General features: G+C 65.4%; 16 protein-coding genes. 11 read left to right on the plus strand and 5 right to left on the minus strand.

What is annotated here, in order from left to right:
• Nucleotides 1-101 precede the first annotated feature (101 nt).
• From ACYR7D_RS11515 to ACYR7D_RS11525, 3 genes are all read left to right on the plus strand, one after another.
• Nucleotides 102-1,478 (plus strand): styrene monooxygenase/indole monooxygenase family protein, encoded by a 1,377-nt coding sequence (locus ACYR7D_RS11515; RefSeq protein WP_459549598.1) that lies wholly within the window; start codon nucleotides 102-104, stop codon nucleotides 1,476-1,478.
• A gap of 276 nt (nucleotides 1,479-1,754) precedes the next feature.
• Nucleotides 1,755-2,873, plus strand: coding sequence for a dimethylsulfone monooxygenase SfnG (gene sfnG, locus ACYR7D_RS11520; protein ID WP_459549599.1), 1,119 nt, complete (start codon nucleotides 1,755-1,757; stop codon nucleotides 2,871-2,873).
• Complete coding sequence (locus ACYR7D_RS11525) at nucleotides 2,870-4,084, plus strand: SfnB family sulfur acquisition oxidoreductase (RefSeq protein WP_459549600.1); 1,215 nt, start codon at nucleotides 2,870-2,872, stop codon at nucleotides 4,082-4,084. Before sfnG ends, ACYR7D_RS11525 begins: the two co-directional genes overlap by 4 nt.
• A 179-nt stretch (nucleotides 4,085-4,263) precedes the next feature.
• On the opposite strand, the gene ACYR7D_RS11530 is transcribed toward ACYR7D_RS11525, so the two are convergent.
• Nucleotides 4,264-4,854 (minus strand): type 1 glutamine amidotransferase domain-containing protein, encoded by a 591-nt coding sequence (locus ACYR7D_RS11530; RefSeq protein ID WP_459549601.1) that lies wholly within the window; start codon nucleotides 4,852-4,854, stop codon nucleotides 4,264-4,266.
• A 177-nt stretch (nucleotides 4,855-5,031) separates the two neighbouring features.
• Between ACYR7D_RS11530 and ACYR7D_RS11535 the strand changes: the two genes are divergently transcribed.
• Together ACYR7D_RS11535 and ACYR7D_RS11540 are read left to right on the plus strand one after the other, a co-directional pair.
• Nucleotides 5,032-5,511 (plus strand): Dps family protein, encoded by a 480-nt coding sequence (locus ACYR7D_RS11535; RefSeq protein WP_459549602.1) that lies wholly within the window; start codon nucleotides 5,032-5,034, stop codon nucleotides 5,509-5,511.
• 109 nt (nucleotides 5,512-5,620) lie between these two features.
• Nucleotides 5,621-6,448, plus strand: a complete 828-nt coding sequence (locus tag ACYR7D_RS11540; RefSeq protein ID WP_459549603.1) for a Vgb family protein — start codon at nucleotides 5,621-5,623, stop codon at nucleotides 6,446-6,448.
• A gap of 11 nt (nucleotides 6,449-6,459) precedes the next feature.
• Here the strand turns inward: ACYR7D_RS11540 and ACYR7D_RS11545 are convergent, their stop codons facing one another.
• The 3 genes from ACYR7D_RS11545 to nhaA form a co-directional block, all read right to left on the minus strand.
• Nucleotides 6,460-7,047 (minus strand): TetR/AcrR family transcriptional regulator, encoded by a 588-nt coding sequence (locus ACYR7D_RS11545; protein WP_459549604.1) that lies wholly within the window; start codon nucleotides 7,045-7,047, stop codon nucleotides 6,460-6,462.
• Between the two features lie 43 nt (nucleotides 7,048-7,090).
• Nucleotides 7,091-8,557 (minus strand): hypothetical protein, encoded by a 1,467-nt coding sequence (locus tag ACYR7D_RS11550; RefSeq protein ID WP_459549605.1) that lies wholly within the window; start codon nucleotides 8,555-8,557, stop codon nucleotides 7,091-7,093.
• A gap of 474 nt (nucleotides 8,558-9,031) precedes the next feature.
• Nucleotides 9,032-10,336 (minus strand): Na+/H+ antiporter NhaA, encoded by a 1,305-nt coding sequence (gene nhaA, locus ACYR7D_RS11555; protein ID WP_459549606.1) that lies wholly within the window; start codon nucleotides 10,334-10,336, stop codon nucleotides 9,032-9,034.
• A 496-nt stretch (nucleotides 10,337-10,832) separates the two neighbouring features.
• Here nhaA and ACYR7D_RS11560 point away from each other — a divergent pair, with 496 nt between their 5' ends.
• The gene (locus tag ACYR7D_RS11560; protein WP_459549607.1) at nucleotides 10,833-12,269 is read left to right on the plus strand and encodes a sodium/glutamate symporter; all 1,437 of its coding nucleotides are present in this window, start codon (nucleotides 10,833-10,835) and stop codon (nucleotides 12,267-12,269) included.
• Between the two features lie 140 nt (nucleotides 12,270-12,409).
• Here ACYR7D_RS11560 and ACYR7D_RS11565 read toward each other — a convergent pair whose 3' ends face one another.
• Nucleotides 12,410-15,307, minus strand: a complete 2,898-nt coding sequence (locus tag ACYR7D_RS11565) for a UPF0182 family protein (RefSeq protein ID WP_459549608.1) — start codon at nucleotides 15,305-15,307, stop codon at nucleotides 12,410-12,412.
• 721 nt (nucleotides 15,308-16,028) lie between these two features.
• On the opposite strand from ACYR7D_RS11565, the gene ACYR7D_RS11570 reads away from it, so the two are divergent.
• The 5 genes from ACYR7D_RS11570 to ACYR7D_RS11590 all read left to right on the plus strand — a co-directional run bounded on the left by ACYR7D_RS11570 (nucleotide 16,029) and on the right by ACYR7D_RS11590 (nucleotide 21,246).
• Nucleotides 16,029-16,214 (plus strand): hypothetical protein, encoded by a 186-nt coding sequence (locus ACYR7D_RS11570; protein WP_459549609.1) that lies wholly within the window; start codon nucleotides 16,029-16,031, stop codon nucleotides 16,212-16,214.
• A 137-nt stretch (nucleotides 16,215-16,351) separates the two neighbouring features.
• Nucleotides 16,352-17,902, plus strand: a complete 1,551-nt coding sequence (locus tag ACYR7D_RS11575) for an nSTAND1 domain-containing NTPase (protein WP_459549610.1) — start codon at nucleotides 16,352-16,354, stop codon at nucleotides 17,900-17,902.
• Between the two features lie 192 nt (nucleotides 17,903-18,094).
• A complete protein-coding gene (locus tag ACYR7D_RS11580; RefSeq protein ID WP_459549611.1) occupies nucleotides 18,095-18,247 on the plus strand; it encodes a hypothetical protein in 153 nt (50 codons plus the stop codon).
• Nucleotides 18,248-18,930: 683 nt separating this feature from the next.
• Entirely contained in the window at nucleotides 18,931-20,073 is a 1,143-nt protein-coding gene (locus ACYR7D_RS11585) for a hypothetical protein (protein WP_459549612.1), read from the plus strand.
• Nucleotides 20,074-20,184: 111 nt separating this feature from the next.
• Nucleotides 20,185-21,246: an LLM class flavin-dependent oxidoreductase gene (locus ACYR7D_RS11590; protein WP_459549613.1), complete on the plus strand. Its 1,062-nt coding sequence runs from the start codon at nucleotides 20,185-20,187 to the stop codon at nucleotides 21,244-21,246.
• Nucleotide 21,247 lies beyond the last annotated feature (1 nt).

Below are 21,247 nucleotides of genomic sequence, written 5' to 3' on the forward strand. Positions count from 1 at the left end.
TGATCGTGTCATGAAAATTTCTGTGGTGCGGCGCTTTTCGGTATCGACTCGCGATGAGTGTAATACTGCAGCCCGGCTGCCGGGATCGTGACCATAGCGCTATGACAACGCAGAACACTTCCCACCGTAAGGCCGCCGTCATCGGGGCGGGGCAGACGGGTATCACCGCGGCGCTCGGTCTGCTCGACGCCGGATTCGTGGTGACCGTCTACAGCGACAAGAATCAGCGCGACCTCCGCGACACAGTGCCCGCCACCGGGACCGCACTCGTCTTCGGTGAGGCCCAGGCCGCCGAAGAAGCGCTGGGCCTGCCCACCTATCGTGATCGCGCGCCCCTGCACAGCGGTCTCACCGTCCGGCTCGCCGGCGGCGGCGAGGAGTTGATCGCCTTCGACGGTGCCTTCGACGGTTACGTCGGTCTGGCCGTCGATACCCGGCTCAAAGCCGACGAACGGCTCACCGCTTTCCTGGAGCGCGGCGGGCGGTTCGTCGTGGATTCGGTGACACCGGAGCGGCTCGACCCGATCGCCGCCGATAACGATCTCACCCTGGTGGCCACCGGTCGCGGCGGGTTGTCGGGCCTGTTCGAGGTGGACACCACGCGCACCGTCTACGACGCGCCGCAGCGCAGCCTGCTGACCGTCACCGTCACCGGGCTCCCGCACGACGAATCCGTATTCGCCCACCGCAGCCCGGCCGGCGGCGGGCGCAGTGGATTTTCCATCGTCGCCGAACAGGGCGAGGCGTGGTGGGGGCCGTACCTGCACAAGGACGCGGGGCCGACGTGGGCGTTCCTCGGCTGGGCCCGTCCGGGCAGCGAGTGGGAGAAGCGTTTCGCCGCCGCCGATTCGGCGGAATCGGCGCATCGGATCGTGACCGACCTCTACCGCGACTACCTCGACTGGGACCTGCCGGAAGTGCTGGCCACGAAGGTGATCGCCGATGATCGGCATTCTTGGCTCAAAGGCGCGGTGCGGCCGCTGTTCCGGCGCGGAGTGGGCCACACCGCGGGCGGTCACCCCGTAGCGGCGCTGGGCGATACCGCCGTGGCCTACGACCCGATCGCCGGGCAGGGCGCGCAGAGTGGTCTCATCCAGGCGCAGCGTCTGGTCGCCGCCGCCGCGGCGCACGAGGGACCGTTCGACGACGCCTGGATCACCGCACAGTACGAGGCGTTCCTGGCAGCCCGCGCGGAGGACGCGGCCAAGGTCACCCGGCTGTTTCTCAGTGATCCCGAATTCGCCGAGATCGGCGGCCAGTTCTTCAGCGCGGCGGCGGTCGATCCGCGGTTCGCGTCGGCGCTCGTGGGCACACTGCACCGCCCGCAGGCGGCACGGCCGGTGAATTCGGTGGCGGATGCGCACGAACTGATCGCCGCGGTCACCGGGGAGGACGCGGCGAGTGTGCTGGGACGGTTCCAGCCTGCCGGGCGTTTCGACAGGTCGCAGTACGGCACTGCCGCCACGGCCACAGCCTGAGGTATCGGGGCCCGGTGCCGGCCGACCGTGCCCGGCGAGTAGCGATCGCCGGGCCCCGAGCCCGGATGCCGGGGGTCGGGGGCAGGTTCCGGTTCCGGGCGGTCGGGGGTACCGCAGCGGGGCCCAGGGTGTGGCCGGTCCCCGCTGGGATGCGATCCCGCAGATTCAAACCCTCGTACCCCTGAAATCTCGCTGGTGAACTGGATCCGCGCCGGATACGGGGTCCCGTATCCGGCGTCCAGACGACAATGCCCACGGCCAGCATCGGGAGCAGTGATGACCACCGAGAAGATCACCGACGAGATCCGGTTCGCGTACTGGGTGCCCAATGTGAGCGGCGGTCTGGTGACCAGCGAGATCGAACAACGCACCTCATGGGATTTCGAGTACAACAAGAAGCTGGCGCAGACGGCCGAACGCAACGGTTTCGACTACGCGCTCTCCCAGGTGCGTTACACCGCGTCCTACGGGGCCGAATACCAGCACGAATCCACCTCGTTCAGCTTGGCATTGCTCGGCGCCACCGAGCGGCTGAAGGTGATCGCCGCCGTTCACCCCGGCCTGTGGCATCCCGCGGTCCTCGCCAAATTCGGCGCCACCGCCGATCATCTGTCCGGGGGCCGGTTCGCCATCAACGTGGTGTCGGGCTGGTTCGCGGGGGAGTTCACCGCCTTGGGTGAGCCCTGGCTCGAGCACGACGAACGGTACCGGCGCAGCGCCGAATTCCTCGAGGTGATCCGCAAGATCTGGACCGAGGACAATGTGAACTACGGCGGCGACTTCTACCGCATCCGCGATTTCACCCTCAAACCCAAACCGCTGAACACCCCGGAGCGGCCGAATCCGGAATTGTTCCAGGGCGGCAACTCCTCCGCGGCCCGCCGCAACGGCGGCCGCTATGCCGACTGGTACTTCTCCAACGGTAAGGATTTCGCCGGGGTCACCGAACAACTCGACGATCTGCGCACCGTCGCCCGCGCCCACGACCGGGAAGTGCGCTTCGGGCTGAACGGATTCATCATCGCCCGCGATACCGAGCGCGAAGCCCGCGACACCCTGCGGGAGATCATCGCCAAAGCGAACAAACCCGCCGTGGAAGGTTTCCGGGACGCGGTCCAGCAGGCCGGGGCGTCCACCCGGGACGGCAAGGGGATGTGGGCGGATTCGAGTTTCGAGGATCTGGTCCAGTACAACGACGGTTTCCGGACCCAGCTCATCGGGACGCCGGAACAGATCGCGGAGCGTATCGTCGCCTACCGGGAGCTGGGCGTCGACCTGATCCTCGGCGGCTTCCTGCATTTCCAGGAGGAAATCGAGTACTTCGGTACCAAGGTGCTGCCGCTGGTCCGTGAATTGGAGGCCGCGCGGCGTCCCGCCGCGGCGGCGAGCCGATGACCACCGTCGGGGCCGCGCGTATCACCTCGGCGCGGCAGGCCCGCGAAGTGGCCGGGCAGCTCGCCGCCGAGTTCGCGCCCGGCGCCGCGCACCGGGACCGGGAACGGGAGCTGCCGTTCGACGAGGTCGCCGAGCTGGCGGCCCGCGGCCTGCTGGCGGTGACCGTGCCGGCCGCGCTCGGGGGTGCGGACCTGCCGCCCAGCGAGGTCGCCGAGGTCATCCGGCTGCTCGCGGTCGCCGACCCCAATATCGCGCAGATCCCGCACAGCCACTTCGTCTACGTGAACCTGTTGAAACTGGCCGGTTCCGCCGATCAGCAGCGCCGCTACCTGACCGCCGTCCTGAACGGGGCGCGGATCGCCAACGCGCAATCGGAGCGCGGTGGCGCGACGGTCGCCGATATCGCCACCACGGTGCGGCCCCTCGACGGCGGACAACGCTTCCGGATCGACGGGGTCAAGTACTACTGCACCGGATCGCTGTTCGCGGATGTCCTGGCCGTGCTCACCGTGCTGGACGATCCCGGCGCCGCGTCGGGTCTGCCGCCCGGCCAGTACGTCGCCTTCCTGCCCGCCGATACCGCTGGGGTCCGGATCGTCGACGATTGGAACGGATTCGGTCAGCGCACCACCGGTAGCGGTACGGTCTCCTTCGAGAACGTGGTGGTGGAACGCGATCAGCTGGTGGCCCGCACCGCGGCCGTCGACGAGCCGACGGCCTACGGCGCCTCCGCGCAGCTGTTGCACGCCGCCATCGACACCGGTATCGCGCGCGGGGCGCTGACCGCGGCCGCGGCGTTCGCCCGGGAGAAGAGCCGGCCCTGGTTCGAGGCGCAGGTGGCCCGCGCGATCGACGATCCGCTGCTCGTCCAGCGGTTCGGTGAACTGGCGGTCACCGTTTCCGCCGCCGAATCCGCCCTGATCACCGCGGGTGCCGCCGTGGACGCCGCCCTCCCCGCGCCGGAGCGGGTGGCGGCGGCTTCGCTAGCGGTGGCGACGGCCAAGATCTTGGCCGACCGAGCGGCCACCGAGGTGTCCAGCGCGCTGTTCGAGGTGAGTGGTACCCGCAGCGCGGCCGCCGAGCTCAACCTGCACCATTTCTGGCGTAATGCCCGCACCCACACCCTGCACGACCCGGTGCGCTGGAAATACCAGCACATCGGCCGCACGCTGTTGCACGGTACGCCGCCGCCGCTGCACGGTGTGCTCTGATCGGTATTCGGCGTGGTCGCCGCGGTTGCCGCGGGTGCGGAAGGTGGCGGGCGCCGTAGCGGCCGGCGGCTGCCCCGGCCGGCGCCGTTACGGTCCGGAGCGGCGGCACAGGGGAGCAGCGCCGGCCCGCGACGGTAGACGAACGCGCCTCCGCCGGCGGTCGCTCGGCGCCGGGCGGATCACCGGGATGCCGTCGCACCCTCCGGATGCACCGGGTGTTCGCCCTCGGCGAACTCCTCGACGATCTTGGCGCAGAACGCGGGCAGATCGCCGGGGTTACGGCTCGATACCAGCCCGTGATCGGTGACGACCTCCTCGTCGACCACCGTGCCGCCCGCATTCCGGATATCGGTGCGCAGACTGGGGTAGGAGGTCAGTGTGCGGCCCCGGACCACATCCGCTTCCACCAGGGTCCAGGGCCCGTGGCAGATCACGCCGACCGGTTTGCCGGTGGCGAAGAAATCACGGACGAACTTCACCGCCGCCTCGTCCTGGCGGAGTTTATCGGGATTGGTGGTGCCGCCGGGGAGCAGCAGCGCGTCGAATTCGTCGGGGCTGCATTCGCCGACCACCCGGTCCACGGGGAACGTGTCGCCCTTCTCCACATCGTGGTTCATGGCCTGGATCTGCCCGGATTTCAGGGACAGCAGGGTGGTGCTCGCCCCGGCGTCCTCGACCGCGGCCCGCGGTTGGACCAGTTCGACCTGCTCCACCCCGTCCGCCGCGAGAACGGCGACCCGTCGTCCTGTCAGATTGTGCTGTTGGCCCATGCCCAGCTCCTTTTCGGATCGTGTGGTGTTACCGGTCTGCCGGCGGCCTACCCGGGCCCACACCGGCGAAACGTGGCCTGGACGGCATCGCGTAGACCACAGCCGGGGCCTGATTGGAATCGTCCTGTCCGGGTAGTCGACCTCTGTCCGGCGGAACGACAAGAAAGGCATCCGACGATGAACGTCCCGATAAAGAGCACGCTCGACCAGGAAGCGCAGCGCATCACCGGTGACGCTCTGCGCGCTACCGTCGTCGACCTCATCGATCTGTCGCTGATCGCCAAGCAGGCTCATTGGAACGTCCTCGGCACCAACTTCCGCTCCGTGCACCTGGCGCTGGACGAACTGGTGAGCGCGGCCCGTGAGTTCACCGACGCCGCCGCCGAACGTGCCACCGCCATCGGTGTGAGCCCGGACGGGCGGGCCGCCACGGTGGCCAAGGAAGCGGCGGGTCTGGAATTCCCCGACGGCTGGCAGCAGGACACCGATGTCATCAGCGCCATCGTCCAGAACCTGGACACCGTGATCGGCCGGCTCCGTGAACGTATCGAGCTCACCGAGAAGCCCGACGCGGTGACCCAGGATCTGTTCATCGAGATCGCCGGCCGGCTCGAACAATTGCATTGGATGTGGCAGGCTCAGCTCTCCACGGCCTGATCCGTGGGCCGCGCCCGCGCGCGGCCCGGTGGGCGGCCGACTGTCGAATCGGGCGCCCGCCCGGGCCGGATCGTGTGCCGGGCGGGCCGCCGGGAACAGGAGTGCGAGAGTGGTTCGGGTCTCCGGGTCGCCGTACGGGTTGAGCCGGGGGCCCGACGGCGCGCTGTGGTTCACCTCGCCCGGCACGGGCACGGTGGGCAGGTATCTCGAGGGCGAAGTACACACCTTCGCCCTGGAACCGGCCGACGGGCAGCCGACGGTGATCGTGCCCGGCCCCGACGAGGCCATGTGGTTCACCGAGTTCCGTGGAAACCGGATAGGTCGCGTCACCGGGGAAGGCGACCTGTCGTGGTTCCCGGCGCAATCTCCCTATGGCATCACCACGGGCCCCGACGGCGCCCTGTGGTTCACCGAGTTGCAGGCCGACCGCATCGGTCGGCTCACCCTCGCGGGTGAGCTGACACATTTCCCGGTCGCCGGGATGCCCTCGATGATCACCGCGGGGGCCGACGGGGCCCTGTGGTTCACCTTGAACCAGGGCAATGCGGTCGGCCGTATCGACCCGGCCGGGACGGTCGCTGTGTACCCGCTGCCCGAAGCGGGGAGTATGCCCGTCGGTATCACCGCCGGCCCGGACGGTGCCCTGTGGTTCACCGAGATCGGCGGTGGCCGGATCGGCCGGATCACCGGGCAGGGTGATATCCGTGAATACCCGCTGCCCGACCGCGCGGCGCGCCCCCACGCCATCATCTGCGCCCCGGACGGGGCCCTGTGGTTCACCGAATGGGCTTCCGCCCGGATCGGCCGTATCACCGTCGATGGTGCGATCACCGAAGAGGAGCTGCCCGGCGCCGAGCCGCACGGGCTGGCGGTGGGCCCGGACGACGCGGTCTGGGTGGCGATGGAGTCCGGCAGCCTGGAACGTATTCCGCTGTGACCGTCCGGCGGTTACCCGCGGAGACCGATCGCGGGCAGAATCGCCTGATCGACGATATCGGCGACGGTCCGGTCGTCGGGTAGCGCGCCGGAGTCCAGGGAGAACTTCAGTATCAGGGCCTCGCCGATATCGAGAACGACAGGTGTCAGCAGCGCGGGATCGATACGGCCCGCGTCCGCGTAGTGCCGGAGGACGGTGCTGGTGAAGCGCCCGCCCTTGGGATCGAACACCTCGGTGTAGACGGCCTCGGCCAGCTCCGGATAGCGCTCGCGTTCGGCGAGGACGGCACCGGTGGCCCGCGCGGTCGGCGTCGCCAGCCAGCGCACCATGAGCCGTAGCGCCTCGATCAGATCGCCGCGTAGATCGTCGGTCGGCGCGAGGGCGGGAGTTTCCTGCGGGAACTCCGCCCGTAGGGCGTCCAGCAGGATCGCCTGCGGGTTGTCCCAGCGCCGGTACAGCGAGGTTTTCGCGATACCGGCGCGTTGCGCGATCCCGTCCATCGTGAGCTTGCCCAGCCCCACCTGGATCAGCTCCTCCACCGCCGCCGTACGTACGGCCGCCACCACTTCGGCGTCGCTACGACGGCCTCGTGTCGACATGGGACCTGACTTTCGGGATCACGCGGGACGTTTCCCGTGCAGACTAGTCGCCGCCCGCCCGGACGACGGCAACCGCCGTGGCGAACGGGCCGAGTTCGGCCATCCCGTTCTCGACCGGCCGGGTGACGGCCGGTCCGGCGCCGGTGGAGGTATCGATCGCGATGATCGTGTCCACCGGATCGGTGAATTGCACGGGAACCGGCTGCGGATACTTGTTGACCAGCAGGATCTTGTGTTCTCCGGCGGCTGTCCGGAAAGCCTGGCTGTGGATCCGGGATTGGGGCGCGTCCAGGGCGGGTGTGTTCCCGGACCGGAAGATCGTGTCACCGGGACCGAAATGATCCAGCAGCAGTTTCAATGCCCGGTAGCGCGCGTTGGGCTCGCCGGTTTCCCAGTCCAGCAGCGAGGCCCCGGGGATCATCCCGGGGTAGTCGATGAACTCCGCCACGCCGACGAGGTCGATGCCCAGTTCGGTGAGTTTCGACCACAGATACGAGGTCAGGGCACCGCTCAGCGCCCAATAGTCCGCGGGGATATCGGGTTGTGGATTCATGATGTCCGGGGTGAACGTGCCGATCTCGTTGATGAAGGTCTTGGTTTCCGGGGCGAGCCGGCGCCGGATGGATTCGATCAGCCGTACCTGGCCCAGGAATCCGTCGGCTTGGGCGAAGAAGGTGGCGTGCCACTCCTCGAACGGCGGGTTCCCGGCCGTACTCATGGGGTTCGTGATCTCGGCGGTGGCGTAGAAATGGTAGGAGATGGCGTCCACGGGGATGCCGTCCTTGTGGTTGGCCGGGTCCAGGAAGTACCAGAAGTACTCCGGATCGAAATTGATCGGGCTGAGCGACAGGCCGACGAACCTCATCTCCGGGTCGAGGCCGCGCAGCCGTTCGACCACGGCGTCGTAGAGCCTGGTGTAGACCTGCGGGGACAGTTCGTGGCCCATATCGGGTTCGCACAACACCTCCCAGTAGGCGAACCGGTTGCGGCGGCCGGATTCGTGCCGGACGCCGAACTGATCGGTGAAACCGCCCTCGATGTACCACCGTCCGATGCGCTCGAAGTGCTCGGCGACCTCGGTGAGGGTCGGGTCGCGGAATTCCCGGCCCTGTTCGTAATCCCAATGGATCGCGGCCGGATCGTCCTGGACGGCATACGGCTGCGGCGTATCGAACATCCACGTGGGGATGGTCGCGAAATCGGCGACCACCGGCCTGCCTTCGGCGGCCGCCAGGAAATCGTCCACGAATTCGTCGAGCCGCCGGAAGTCCCAGGAGGTGCGGCCGTCGGTGGGCGGTTCGAGTTCGGGTACGGACAGTTTGGGTGAGGACCACCAGGGCAGGAACCGCGCGTAGTCGGCCCGGAGGTCGCGTAGCGCGGCGAACGCCTTGTCGTGGATCGGTGAATCGCGCCGCAGCGGCGGGGCGGTCCAGAGGTGGGTGGTCAGGGTGGTTCGTGAGGTGATCGCCGGTGTCGTCCAGTCGACGACGACGGGCAGGGCGGGGGTCATGGGAGTCCTATCGCCGGGCTACTACTCGAAAATGACTACTACAACGTAGCTACTGCAATGTAGCTACGCAAGCGTATCTATCTGTCGGCGTGCGTGGACCACTGACCATGAGCACTTCGTCATCGGGATGCCGGTGTGCCGGCCAGGCCGGTGACATCCACCCCTGAAGGGGTCGGCGAGGGCTTCGCGGCGTGGCCCGGCGGCATCGGCGATCGTCCGTTTTCACGGGCCGTGACCGCGCCCTTCTCCATGGGAGACTCCGTACGGCATCTCCCGCCCGGGGCCGAACTGTAACCGGGTGCTGGGCGGTCTTCCCGGCCGGTCCCGTGCCGGGCGCCGCGAGTCGTACCGGACATCGGCCCCGGCGAGCCCGGAGCCGCCGGGTCCACCGGAGGGGTATCGATTCGGCGAACGGCTCCGCTCACCCGCGGAGATCGTTACCGGGGCGGTCGGCCCACCGTGGTATGCCGGTTGTCAGGGTTGCTGGTAGATATCGGGGATACCGTCGTGATCGCGGTCGCGGGTTTCCTCTTCGGCGATCAGCCGGTAGGCGCGATTGCGCAGGCGCAGCACGATCGCGGCCAGTGCGGTGGCGGCGAGGGTGCCGGTGAGGATGCCGATGCGGGCGTGGTCGCCGAGTGTGGGATCGGTGAAGGCGAGTTCGTCGATCAGCAGTGACACGGTGAATCCGATACCGCCGAGCAGCGACAGGCCGATGACATCGACCCAGCTGAGGTCGCTGTCGAGTTCGGCGCGAGTGAGCTTCGCCGCGGCGAACGTGGTCACGCTGATCCCGATCGCCTTTCCGGCGACGAGCCCGACGATGATTCCGAGGGTGATCCGGTCGGTCACCGAATCGACGAACCCCGACAGCCCGCCGATGGTGACGCCCGCGGCGAAGAACGCGAAGATCGGCACCGCGACACCGGCCGACACCGGGCGCAGCAGATGCTCGAACCGGCTCGCCAGGCCGCCGTCACCGCCCTCCGCCGACGGCGTGGTGCCGGGGCGGGCGAGTACGGGGACGGTGAAGCCGAGCAGGACCCCGGCGACGGTGGCGTGCACACCGGACAGGTGCACCATCCACCAGGTCACCACCGCGAGCGGCACCAGCAGCCATACCGAGGTGATGCCACGTTGTACGGCGATCGCGAAGGCCGCGAGCGGTAGCAGCGCGAGTGCGAGCCAGAGCAGGTCGAGGTCGTCGGTGTAGAAGACGGCGATCACGGCTACCGCGAGCAGATCGTCGACCACCGCCAGGGTGAGCAGGAAGGTGCGTAGCGCGGTCGGCAGGTGGGTGCCCAGTACGGCCAGGACGGCGAGAGCGAACGCGATATCGGTGGCGGTCGGGATCGCCCACCCCGGTAAAGCCTCCGAATGGCCCAGGTTGAACGCCACGAAAATGATGGCGGGAGCGACCATCCCGCCCACGGCGGCCACGACGGGCAGTGCCGCCCGGCGGGGATCGCGCAGGTCTCCGGCGACGAATTCGCGTTTGAGTTCGACCCCGACGACGAAGAAGAAGACGGCCAGGAGCCCGTCGGTGGCCCAGGCGTGCAGGGAGAGGTCCAGGTGTAGCGATTCGGGCCCGATACGGAAATCGCGGAGTGTTTCGTAGGCGTCCGCCCAGGGGGTGTTGGCCCAGATCAAGGCGACCGCGGCGGCGATGATCAGGAGGACGCCACCGGTGGTCTCGGTGCGCAGGAGCGCGGTGATCCGCTGGGCTTCCGGCCAGGAACCGGGCGTGAACAGGCGGGGCCGGGGCTGCGGGCCGTTCATCGGAGTGTCCTGTCGTTCGCCGTCGGCTCCGATGGGCGCGAGAAGTAGCGATAACCGGCGCTGCATACGGCGATGAGCCGACGGCACCGGAACGGCGATGTGGCGAAGGCGGGAGGGAAGGTGTGGTTCTGCAGGAGGTTCACCCATCGTCGGACCTACCCGATCCGGTCTCGGATCGGGCCGCCGACCAGACTTCCCGGCACACCACCTGTAAAGATGCCGTAAAGCCCCCTCGCCCGCAACCCGATGGCCGGACCGGACTCGGCGAATCCAGGGGAGGAGCGAAGGCATCCGCGCTGGTGGGAGGCTTCGTGGTCTCGCTCGGTTCGGTGATTCGCGGGGCGCCGCAACGTATTTCCGTCAGCGGGGAGGGTTTACAAATCAGCGGACCGTTGCTTATCGTACCGTCAAACAGCGGCATGATTTGCCGGTCATCACACTCTTTCACACTCGCTATCGGATGTGATCGGTGTCGCTATGAAGGAAGTGGGTGGGTATGTCTCCCGAAGCAATCGGTTTCGCGCTGCTGTTGCTCGGCGTGATGATGCTGATCGCCAAGATCGTCCGGGTCAAATGGCGATTGGCGCAGAAGTTGTTCATCCCCAGCTCGATCATCGGTGGTGCGCTGGCGCTGCTGATCGGGCCGGATGTGTTCGGGCGGATAGCTTCGCTGCTGGGCACCGACCGGTTCGCGGAGTCGGGGCTGCTCACTCCGGAGATCGTCGAGGTGTGGAAGACCCTGCCGGGTCTGCTGATCTCGCTGGTGTTCGCCGGCCTGCTGATGGGGCACAAACTTCCCTCGCCCCGGCAGGCGTTCCGCGTAGCCGGTCCGCAGATCACCTTCGGTATGACGGTCGCCAGCGGGCAGTACGTGTTCGGCCTGCTGCTGGCGATCCTGGTACTCGGACCGGTGTTCGGCCTGCCGGCGATGGCGGGCACACTGATCGAGATCGGGTTCGAAGGTGGACACGGGACGGCCGCGGGGATGGCGGGCACCTTCGAGGAATTCGACTTCCCCGAGGGGCAGGACCTGGCACTCGGCCTGGCCACTGTCGGCATCCTGTCCGGCATCGTCTGCGGTATCGCACTGATCAACTGGGGTGTGCGCACCGGTAAGACCACCGAATTGCGGACCGACGCGACGCCCTCCGTCTCCGAACAGGCAGGCCTGGTGGAGAAGGAGAACCGCCGTTCCGCGGGTACCTTGACGGTCAACCCGTCCTCGATCGAGCCGCTGACCCTGCACTTCGGGCTGCTGGCCGTCGCGGTGCTGATCGGCTGGCTGATGCTGACCGGTCTGCAGTGGGTGGAGTCCAAACTGTGGGCCGACAGCCTGGAGCTGTTCGCGCATGTGCCGCTGTTCCCGATCGCGATGATCGGCGGCATCATCGTGCAGGCGTTGATCCAGGTGTTCGATCGCGAAGAGATCGTCGATGTGCAGATGATCGAACGTCTGCAGGGCTTCAGCCTCGACGTGCTCGTCATCGCCGCTCTGGGAACCCTGTCGCTCACGGCGATCGCCGCGAACATGGGCCCGTTCATCCTGCTGGCGATCACCGGACTGGTCTGGACAGCCGGTGCGTTCATCTTCCTCGCCCGGCGGATGCTGCCGGACTTCTGGTTCGAACGCGGTATCGCCGATGTCGGCCAGGCCATGGGTGTGACCTCCACCGGCCTGATCCTGCTGCGCGTGGTCGACCCCGATCTGAAGACCCCCGCCTATCAGGCATTCGGGTACAAGCAGCTGATCATGGAACCCTTCTTCGGCGGCGGCCTCGTCACCGCCGGCGCCATCCCCGTCATCGCCAACTTCGGCGCCGGATGGTTGCTCGCCGGTATGCTCGCGCTCTTCATCGGAGCCCTCGCCGCCGGATTGCTGTACTTCGGTCGCCGTCCCGTCACGGCCGCGGACCCGGAGCCGGCAGCGGTCTGAGGACGAGAAACCGGAACGCGGGACGCCCGGCACGGTCACACCGTGCCGGGCGTCCCGCGTTCCGGGGTGCTCCGGGAGCGGCGACATCCCGCCGGACCGGTGCAGCAGAGCGGCGCCCGGGCAGCTCGCGGCATGAGCGCTCACCCACCAGGGCCCTCCGCGCCGTTCAATTGCTGCTGCATGCGGTCGAGCGCTGCGCGGATGGCGGCGATCTGGGCGTTGAGCTCGGCGATAGTCGCCTCGTCCAATGGTGGCGGAGCCTGTTCGGGTGGTGGCGGTCCCGGTAGGGGCCGGCCCGGCGGTGGAGGTGCGGCCGGGCTGCCGCCGGGTGCGGTGGCGAGATTCCCGGTGTCGGCGCCGAATACTTGATCCAATGCCTCGGCGAGGGTCGGGGCGTAGCCGACGCGGACACCAGCGGTGGCGGGGTCGCGGTAACTGACGAGTACCCGTGCCAGTTGCGGAAAAGTCGACCCGTTCGGGGTGGTCGAGATCCGTTCGGTGAACAGTGGTTCGACGTAGAGCACACCGCCCTCGGCGATCGGCAGGGTGAGGAGATTGCCGTACTGGATGCGGTTGGACCGTTCGAGCAGGGTGCGTTCGGAAGCCACCCGGGTATCGGAGATCATCGAGTTCTGGATCTGCTGCGGCCCTTGGGTGAGGGTATCGGTGGGTAGCTGCAGGATGGTGAACCGGCCGTAATCCTCGGGGTCGGAGCCGACCGAGATATAGGCGGACAGGAACTCGCGGTTGAAACCGACCATCGCGCTCGCCAGCCGGAACGACGGCCGCGCGCTCTCCGGATCCCCCATCAGGACGTAGAACGGGGGCTGGTGGGGGTTGGTATCGACGGTGGGGTCGGTGGGTACCGACCAGAAAGCGTTGGTGGTGAAGAATTCGCGTGGTTCGTTCACATGATATTTGGCCAGCATCTCCCGCTGGATACCGAACAGATCCTCCGGATACCGGAAGTGGGCCCGGAGCTCGTCGCTTATCGATTCCTCGGGTTCGACCGTTCCGGGAAAGGCATCCATCCAGGCCTTCAGTACGGGATCCTGCTGATCGATCTGGTAAAGGGTCACGGTGCCGTCGTAGGCGTCGACGGTGGCCTTGATCGAATTCCGGGCATAGGAGATCTCCTCGAACGGCCCCGCGGTGGGATCGCCGAGATGGGCGAGGGCTTCCAGGGAACTGGTCTTGGCATACGGGTAGCCGTCGATCGTGGTGTACGCGTCGACGATCCACACGATCCGGCCGTCCACCACCGCCGGATAGGGATTGTTGTCGGTGGTCAACCAAGGGGCGACGAGTTCGACGCGGTGCCGGGGGTCCCGGTTGAAGATGATCTTCGAATCGGGTCCGATCGCGCCGGAGAAGATGATGTTGCGTTCGGCGTAGGTGAAGGCGAAGGCCAGCCGGTTGAACCAGTTCCCGATCGGGACACCGCCGGCCCCGGTGTACGTGTACTTGGTGGTGTCGGTGTCGTACTCGCGGGGTTGGGTTCCGCCACCGACGATGGCGTAGTCGGGGTCGGTCGCGGCGATCACCTCGCCGAAGTAGACCCGGGGTTGCTCCACCGGGATCACCTGATTCCCGGACGCCCCGGTGGCGATATCGCTGACGGTGTAGATCGGATACCCGCTGTTACTGCTCTCGGTATCACCGGCGGTATCGCGTACCGCGGCGTTGACGCGGTTGGCCGGTGCGGCGACGAACCCGTTGCCGTGGGTGTAGACGGTGTGCCGGTTGACCCAGTGCCGCTGGTTGGCGCTCAACGCGCCGGGGGTCAGTTCCCGGGCCGCGACCACATAGTCGCGCAGCTGTCCGTCGATGAGATAGCGGTCCAGGTCCAGGTTCTCCGGGAAGCTGTAGAAATTCTTCAGTTGTTGCTGCTGGGTGAAGGTCCGGGAGAGCACATTCGGATCGAGCAGGCGCACGTTCGCCAGGGTGGTGGCATCTGCCGCGACCTCCGGCGGTGGGCGGGTACCTATCCCCGGATAGGGCTGGTATTCGACCCGGTCGCCACCTATCCCGTAGGCCTGGCGGGTCGCGGCGATATTGCGCTCGATGTAGACGCGTTCCTTGTCGGCGGCATTGGGCCGGACCGAGAACTGCTCCACGGCCAACGGCCAGGCCCCGCCCACCAGGATCGACGACAGCAACAGCATCGCGGCAGCCAGCGCGGGAATGCGCAGATCCCGCAGTACGACGCCGGCGAAGACGGCCGCGGCGCAGATCAAGGCGATCGCGAACAGGATGAGGCGGGCCGGTAGCACCGCGTTGATATCTGTGTATCCCGCACCGGTGAACGTGGGTTCCTGGCTGTCACCGGCGAGCAGGGAATACCTGTCGAGCCAGTACGCGACGGCTTTCACCAGAATGAACAGTCCGGCGAATACCAGGAGCTGTACTCGGGCGGGGTAGCTCGGGCCGGGACGCTTACCGGAGAGCCGCAGACCGCCGAACAGGTAGTGTGCCGCCAGGCCGGCGAGAAAGCCCAGGATGAGAGCGGTGAACAGCCAGCTCACCACGAGTCTGTAGAACGGCAGGTCGAAGACGAAGAAACCGATGTCGTACCCGAATTCGGGGTCCCGGCTGCCGAACGACCCGCCGTGCAGGAACAGTTGGACCGTCATCCAGCGCGATTGCCCGACGAGCCCACAGATCGATCCGATCACACCGGCGATACCCAGCCCGAACCACAGCGGCCGGCGCAGCACGGTGGTGCGGTAGGGCAGCAGATGATCCACCTGCCCGGGATCGGTGACCATGAGCGGACGCCAGCGGAACGCGAGCCACATCGCTGTGAACAGGACCGTGCCGACGAGCAGCGAGAGCGCGACGAACAGGGTGAGGCGGGTGACCAACACGGTGCGCCAGACGCCACGGAAGCCGACTTCGCCGAACCACAACCAGCTGGTGTAGACCCCGATGAGCCGCGAGATCACCACCAGAGCCGCGATGAGCACGGCCGAGGCGATCACCAGCAGTCGCGCGCTGCGGGGCAACCGCGGCAGGTTCGGACCATCGCGTGCGCTCATCTCCCACACTCCCGGGCTGCGCGGCCTTACGGGTGAAGGGTCGATACCGACCGTATCGCTCCGATCCTACCGGCGTGATCGGGCGGTCGCCGCTACGACAGGGCCGCAGTGCGGTCGGGCCCGCGTGGCGGCCGGGTCGTATCGCTTCGTATACGACGGCTCGACGGCCGTGTGGTCGGACGTACTCCTCTCGCGAAGGAAACGAATACGTGCTCCGGGGGTGCGCGAGGGGAATCTGTCCACCAAAACAAGACACGCTTGCCCCAGAAAGGGATCGAGTGATAACGAATCCATATCCCTTGGCCGTTTCCGGTCGAGCCATTTGGCATCGCTATCGAAAATTCATCGTGGCGGTAGCCCCGATGCGTTGTCAATGGGTGTGGTGTGGTCCGGATGGTGACCCTGCCGTGCGTTGACGAGGGCCGGGACTCGGCCCGGCCGACCTGTTGGATAGGAAGCAGAATGCTGCGGCCATCCGGCAAGCAGTCGGCCGAGACCAGAACAGGCGATAGATGCGGCCGATCTGGATGTCGCTGTTTCAGGTAACGATGGGCGTGTTGGCCGGTGGCGGCCCGGGCCGGCGCCGATGTCGGGGAATGCGACGAGCAGGTCGATATCTTCGGAGAATCGTTCGATGAGGCCGTAGAGGTAGTCGTTCGAGGTTGTTGCGTCGGGAGATCTTCACACTGGAACGGAGGTGGGTGCCGGGCCGGTGACGGCCATGGCAGGTTCAGCGGGGACTTTGAGTGGTCAAGCCGAGAGCGCAGGCGGCGGAGAACCTGGGCAGGCCGACGCCGGTGGTGCCGAGTACTTCGGTGGCGGCGATGGCTTCGGCGCGGTGGTGACCACGAAGTCGGCCCGTGCCGACGAGACCGTGGCGGTCTATGGCGACCCGAGAGTGCTCTGACCTCCTGCGTCGAAAAATACTTCCTCTCAACGGAACCGGATAGCCCCGAGCAGCGTCCAAGTCTATGTAGGGCGGTGTTGGAGCTGAGCATGTCGCTCGGTGGGATTGAACCGGACAGGTTCCGGTGGGGGTGTTTCATGATAAGTGCCGATTTGGCCCATTCGTCGAACGCGGGCGCGATATCACCACGGGAGGCGTTCGCACAACAGTTGAACGTGCTGTATGCGGCGGCGGGCTCTCCGTCACTGCGGGCGCTGGCGATGAAGGCGCAGTACAGGACACAGACAGGCAGAGCACCAAGAAGCTCGGTGTCGGTGACAGCTCAGCGAATCAGTGACTGGAAATCCGGCCGAAACGTGCCGGCCCGATTCGACGCCTTGCATCCGGTACTGCTGACGCTCATCGACGGTGCACGTAGACGTGGCGATGCAACGGGTGTCGTACTGAACATGCGAGAGTGGAAGCAACTGTGGGACCGCGTACAGGCGGCTCGGATCAACGCGTCGCATGGCAGGCGGAGACAGCGGGCCTCTGCGGCTGCGTGCCGTCCCCAGGAGAGCCTCGTCGCGATGTCTGCCGGCCGGGAAACTGCGCTCAGATCCCTGACCGAGATGGTGGGCGATGCGCTCGGAGGAGGACGAGACGGCCGCGTGATCACGCTGACCGGTGCAAGCGGGGTCGGAAAGACCTCCTTGCTTGCAGCCGGCCTGACCCCCGCGCTGAAGAATGATGACGCACAATTGATTTCGGTCCGATCCACCGATATCAGTCGCGATTCGGTGTCGATGCTTACCTCGATCCTCTCTGAGTTACGCTGTCCAGGCAGTGGCCAGCGGGGACAGAAGACCCCTGCGGGCATCTCCGAATTGGTCATCGTCGACCAATTCGAGGCGATCCTCACCGCTTCGTTTCCGTCGGCTGCCAGAGAAGAGATAGTTGCGCTGCTGGCAGAACTCGCCGAGGTTTCGGTCGTGCTGATCTGCTTGTGCAGCAGCTTTATCCCTAACTGCCACAGCTACCCACTGCTGGCCGACGCACTGGAAAATCGCCGGCTCCAGCTCGAGCCGATGACAACAGCTGAGCTCCGCGCAGTCGTTCAGGCGGGCATAGGCAAAGGGGGCAGCGGAGACGCCCCGGGCGTCGAGGAGGCGTTGATCGCGACGATTTGTGGAATACGAGGCGATGCCGACAGGTTCGGACGCGAACCGGGCGAATTGCCGATCCTCACGCGAACACTGAGTTCGATGGCTTCGAACCTGCACGGAGCGCGAAGTGACATGGACAGCTACCGCAGGCTGGGCGGAGTCGAAGGTGTGGTTCACGCAATGGCCGAGGCTGCCTGGTCAGCTATGTCTGGCCGAGAACGTACCGAGGGGAAGCGAATCCTGTTGCGCTTGGTGGATGTCCACACAGATGTCGGATACATCCGCCGTCGCATGCCGCTTCAGGATGGCCTGGACCTGCTCGACGACGCGGAAAGAGCGCTCGCTACCTTGGTCGGAGCGCGACTGATCACCATAGATCACCACCGGATACAGCTGAGCCACGATCTTGTGCTGACCTGGCCTACGCTCAGAACCTGGCTGGACGAGCTGTTTGCCACGCGGTGGACCGATCAAGAAGGCGATGGAACCGACCGGAACCGTGCATGGGAGTACGTCACACTGAACCCGAGGCTGCTTCGCTGAGCGATGCTCCTGCGACCTCGGATACGAGCTGATCGAATCCGGGAGACCTCGAACATGTCGCGGAGGGAGTCGCCGATGTGCTGACGGCTCCGCAGTAGACCCTCACACAGGCAGCCGCCGCCCTCCGCGGTGTGTATCGAGGCATTGTTCCAGGGATCGATGAACAGTTCGTCCCGGTGGATCCGGAGATCGGTGCGGGTCCAGTTGGTCACGGCCTGGAGTGCGGCGGCAGGTTCTTCTCCCGAACTGGGTCGAGCACCCAACAGCACAGTGGCGCACGGCCTCGAGAAATTCTCGCGCGACCACAAGCCGGCATTGCCGATCGTTTTTGCCGCCATCAACTGATGGCGGCCACGGGTCACATTGTGGGAATGGCACGCACGGTGTCCTGCAGGACGCGTAGGCCGCCGCATCACGGTATGCCGATTCATCGTCCGTCGGCACCGGATCGGCGCGGTCCCCGCTCAATATGCTGAGGTGCATGTCCATGAACCGCCCGGAAGCCGTGCCAGTTGAGTGATGCGCTGTTCAGAAATATCTGATCACACTCCGGTTCACGACTATGCCAGGAGGCTCTGCTGCGGCATCTCGGGAATATCCTCTGTCCGGTCCGGACATTTTTTCCGCTGCGTTACGCTGCAGGTTCGTCGGCAGCCGGGATTTCATCGTTGCCGCTGTCGGTCTGGTTTCCATAGTGTGAGGAATTGCGCCAGTCCGTTACAGAAATCCCCTACCGCTGGCGCAGGAGGAATTCCATGGATGCGAACGCGAAAGAAACGAACCGAGCGTCTGTCAAGGGTGGCAATGTCGCCGATATGTGTAGTTTCGGTGTAGAAGACGCTGTCAGTGGCCTTCTCGGACCGGAGCACGATCGGTTCACGAACTCCTGGTCCAACTGAATAGGGCCAATCGATGACATGTTCCCTGAGGAACGGTCGATGAAGTAGCCCATCGGGTGTTCCTGACACCCGATGGGCCTTCTCATCGGGGGCTACACCCACGCTCAGCCTGCGCCACTCAATCGAAAGTTGCTCACTGTGAAAACATTCATTGACCCGATCGATGGCCTGATCGGTGAGGTTCTCGACCACTACAATGCCGGCGCCGCACGCGTGTGCTCCATATATGGCAGTGGAATTGATCCAAAGCCGAAGGCGCCACAGTGGTCCCGCAACGACGCTCTCCAGGCCATATATGCGCATTCGGGCTCGTATCGGGCGCGCCAGCGGCAAGCATACGTATTCGATACCCTGGCTCTGGATATCCCCCCGGCTAACAGTGTCGAGGTGAGAAGGGAATCTCGGAACAAGCTAGCCCGGGAACTCGATGGGGATAACTTCTTCGACGCATCATGTGCCATCAGGGCGATAGACCCGGCGAAGATCGAGCAACTTGCCCGCGACCTTCTGGACGAGACCGAAGAATCCTACCTCCGATCCATGAGATTCTTATTCGACGGGCCGGTCGAAGAGTCGTTCTTCGCGCAGGCCTACGCGGATGTTCTGAAATCACACAGCGATCGATACTCCGTCGACAGAATAATGCGGGATATAGAAGACGGCGTATCTGCTCTAGGTGTCGACGACATGATCGAGATTGCCCGCCATGACCGGGGAAATATCTCCACGAACATTACAGTAATCACCCCACGCAAGGCGACGGTCTTCTTGGCCCAATACGGTGGCCTGGAATCGTATAGGGCCGCATTCCATGCCCTGGGACATGCGCTGTATGCTGTTCAGGCGGAGGTGCTGGAAGAAGACCTGATCGGGGTGAATATCGCTGCGACAGAAGTCAGCGCCTTTCTTGCCCAGGAACTCGCTCTGATATCGGCCTCTCCGGAGCAGCGGAAATTCCTGGAAGTGATGCCTACCTATTACGCTCGGCTGTATGCTCTGCGCGTCATCGACGAAAGTCTATTCTACCGGGAAGGCCCCCGGGCGATCGCGGAACGGTCATGTTACGCGGCCCGGCTCGGTGTGAACCCCGCGAAAGAATTCTCTCCCGGAAATCGTCTCGTAGCGGTTGATTTCGTCATCGGATTCTACGAGTATCTCCAGCGCGAACGAATTTCCTCCCTGGTCGAGGTCGCCGAATCGACCACGACCAATTGGCGTCTATTGAAGAGGCTTGGATGTGTGACCCCCGGAGTGCGCGACGCCGAACGCTGAGCGGATTGGCACACGGATATGGAAGTTGAACACCACTAATCAGTGACACATAGGCGCTTGTGATGCTGTTCGGGCATGGAGCGGACACCACATATCTAGAGGGCATGCGGAATGGTTGAATTTATCGGTCTGGGTTTGACTAACGATTTTTCGGAGGTTCGGACGAAGGGTGTAGAAGTACTGGATCTCGCCTTTGTCGAGAAACTACTCGATGTGCACGAGGAAAATAACTGGGATGGAGTCATATTCCATTATAGCGCCTCGGGTGTCGATCCGGCGATGATGGCGGCATTCGCCAGCAGGGTCTCCCATAGGCTGAAACTAGTTGTCGCCGTGCGACCGAACACCTGTCACCCTACATTTTTGGCGAAGCAGCTCGCCACCCTCGACCGTATTTCCGAGGGAGGTCGAATTCGCCTGCATGTGATCGCTGGCGGCTACTCCTTGGGGCAGGTTGCGGAGGGTGACCACTTGGACAAGGACAGAAGATACGCTCGGGCAGGGGAATTCATTGACATCTGCAGAAATGTCTGGACCTCCAGCTCCCCGTTCAGTTATTCCGGTGAGTACTACTCGGTTGACAGGTTCACTTCAAAGGTGACCTGCCAGAGAAGCGAGGGTCTCTTCATCTCGACCGCAGGAACTTCGGATGCGGCGTTGCGGATGGCCGCACGCTGTTCCGATCGGCACGCGGTATTCGGACTTCCTCTAGCCGAGGCCAAAACGGTAATCGCGACATTGGAGAAGTACTGCGAGGAAGAGGGGAGGGCGCATATGCCCGAAATTCAGATGCAGTTCAGATCGATTATCGGTGACACGCGTGAGGACGCGCGGAAGAAGGCGGGTGAGATCCTCGAAAGGATCCGTGAGAACTTCAACGGAATAGGCAGGGATCGGGCGCCGCAGACGACCAGTGCGCAGAAGTCCCTTGCCGTACTCGAGCGCGGGGAGTGGCACGACACGTCCTTCTGGGCCGGCGCGGTCGCGGAAACCAGCGGCGCGGGAAACAGCTCCGCACTGGTAGGAACGCCTGTAGAAATCGCAGAAGCGCTGTGCCGTTACCACGATATCGGAGTGGAATGCTTCGGCCTGAACGGTTACGAAACCATCGAAGACGTCACGGTTTTCGGACGTGAAGTCATACCGCTTGTCCGGGCGGATCTGGGGAGCTGAT

The organism is Nocardia sp. X0981 (genome assembly GCF_977089955.1).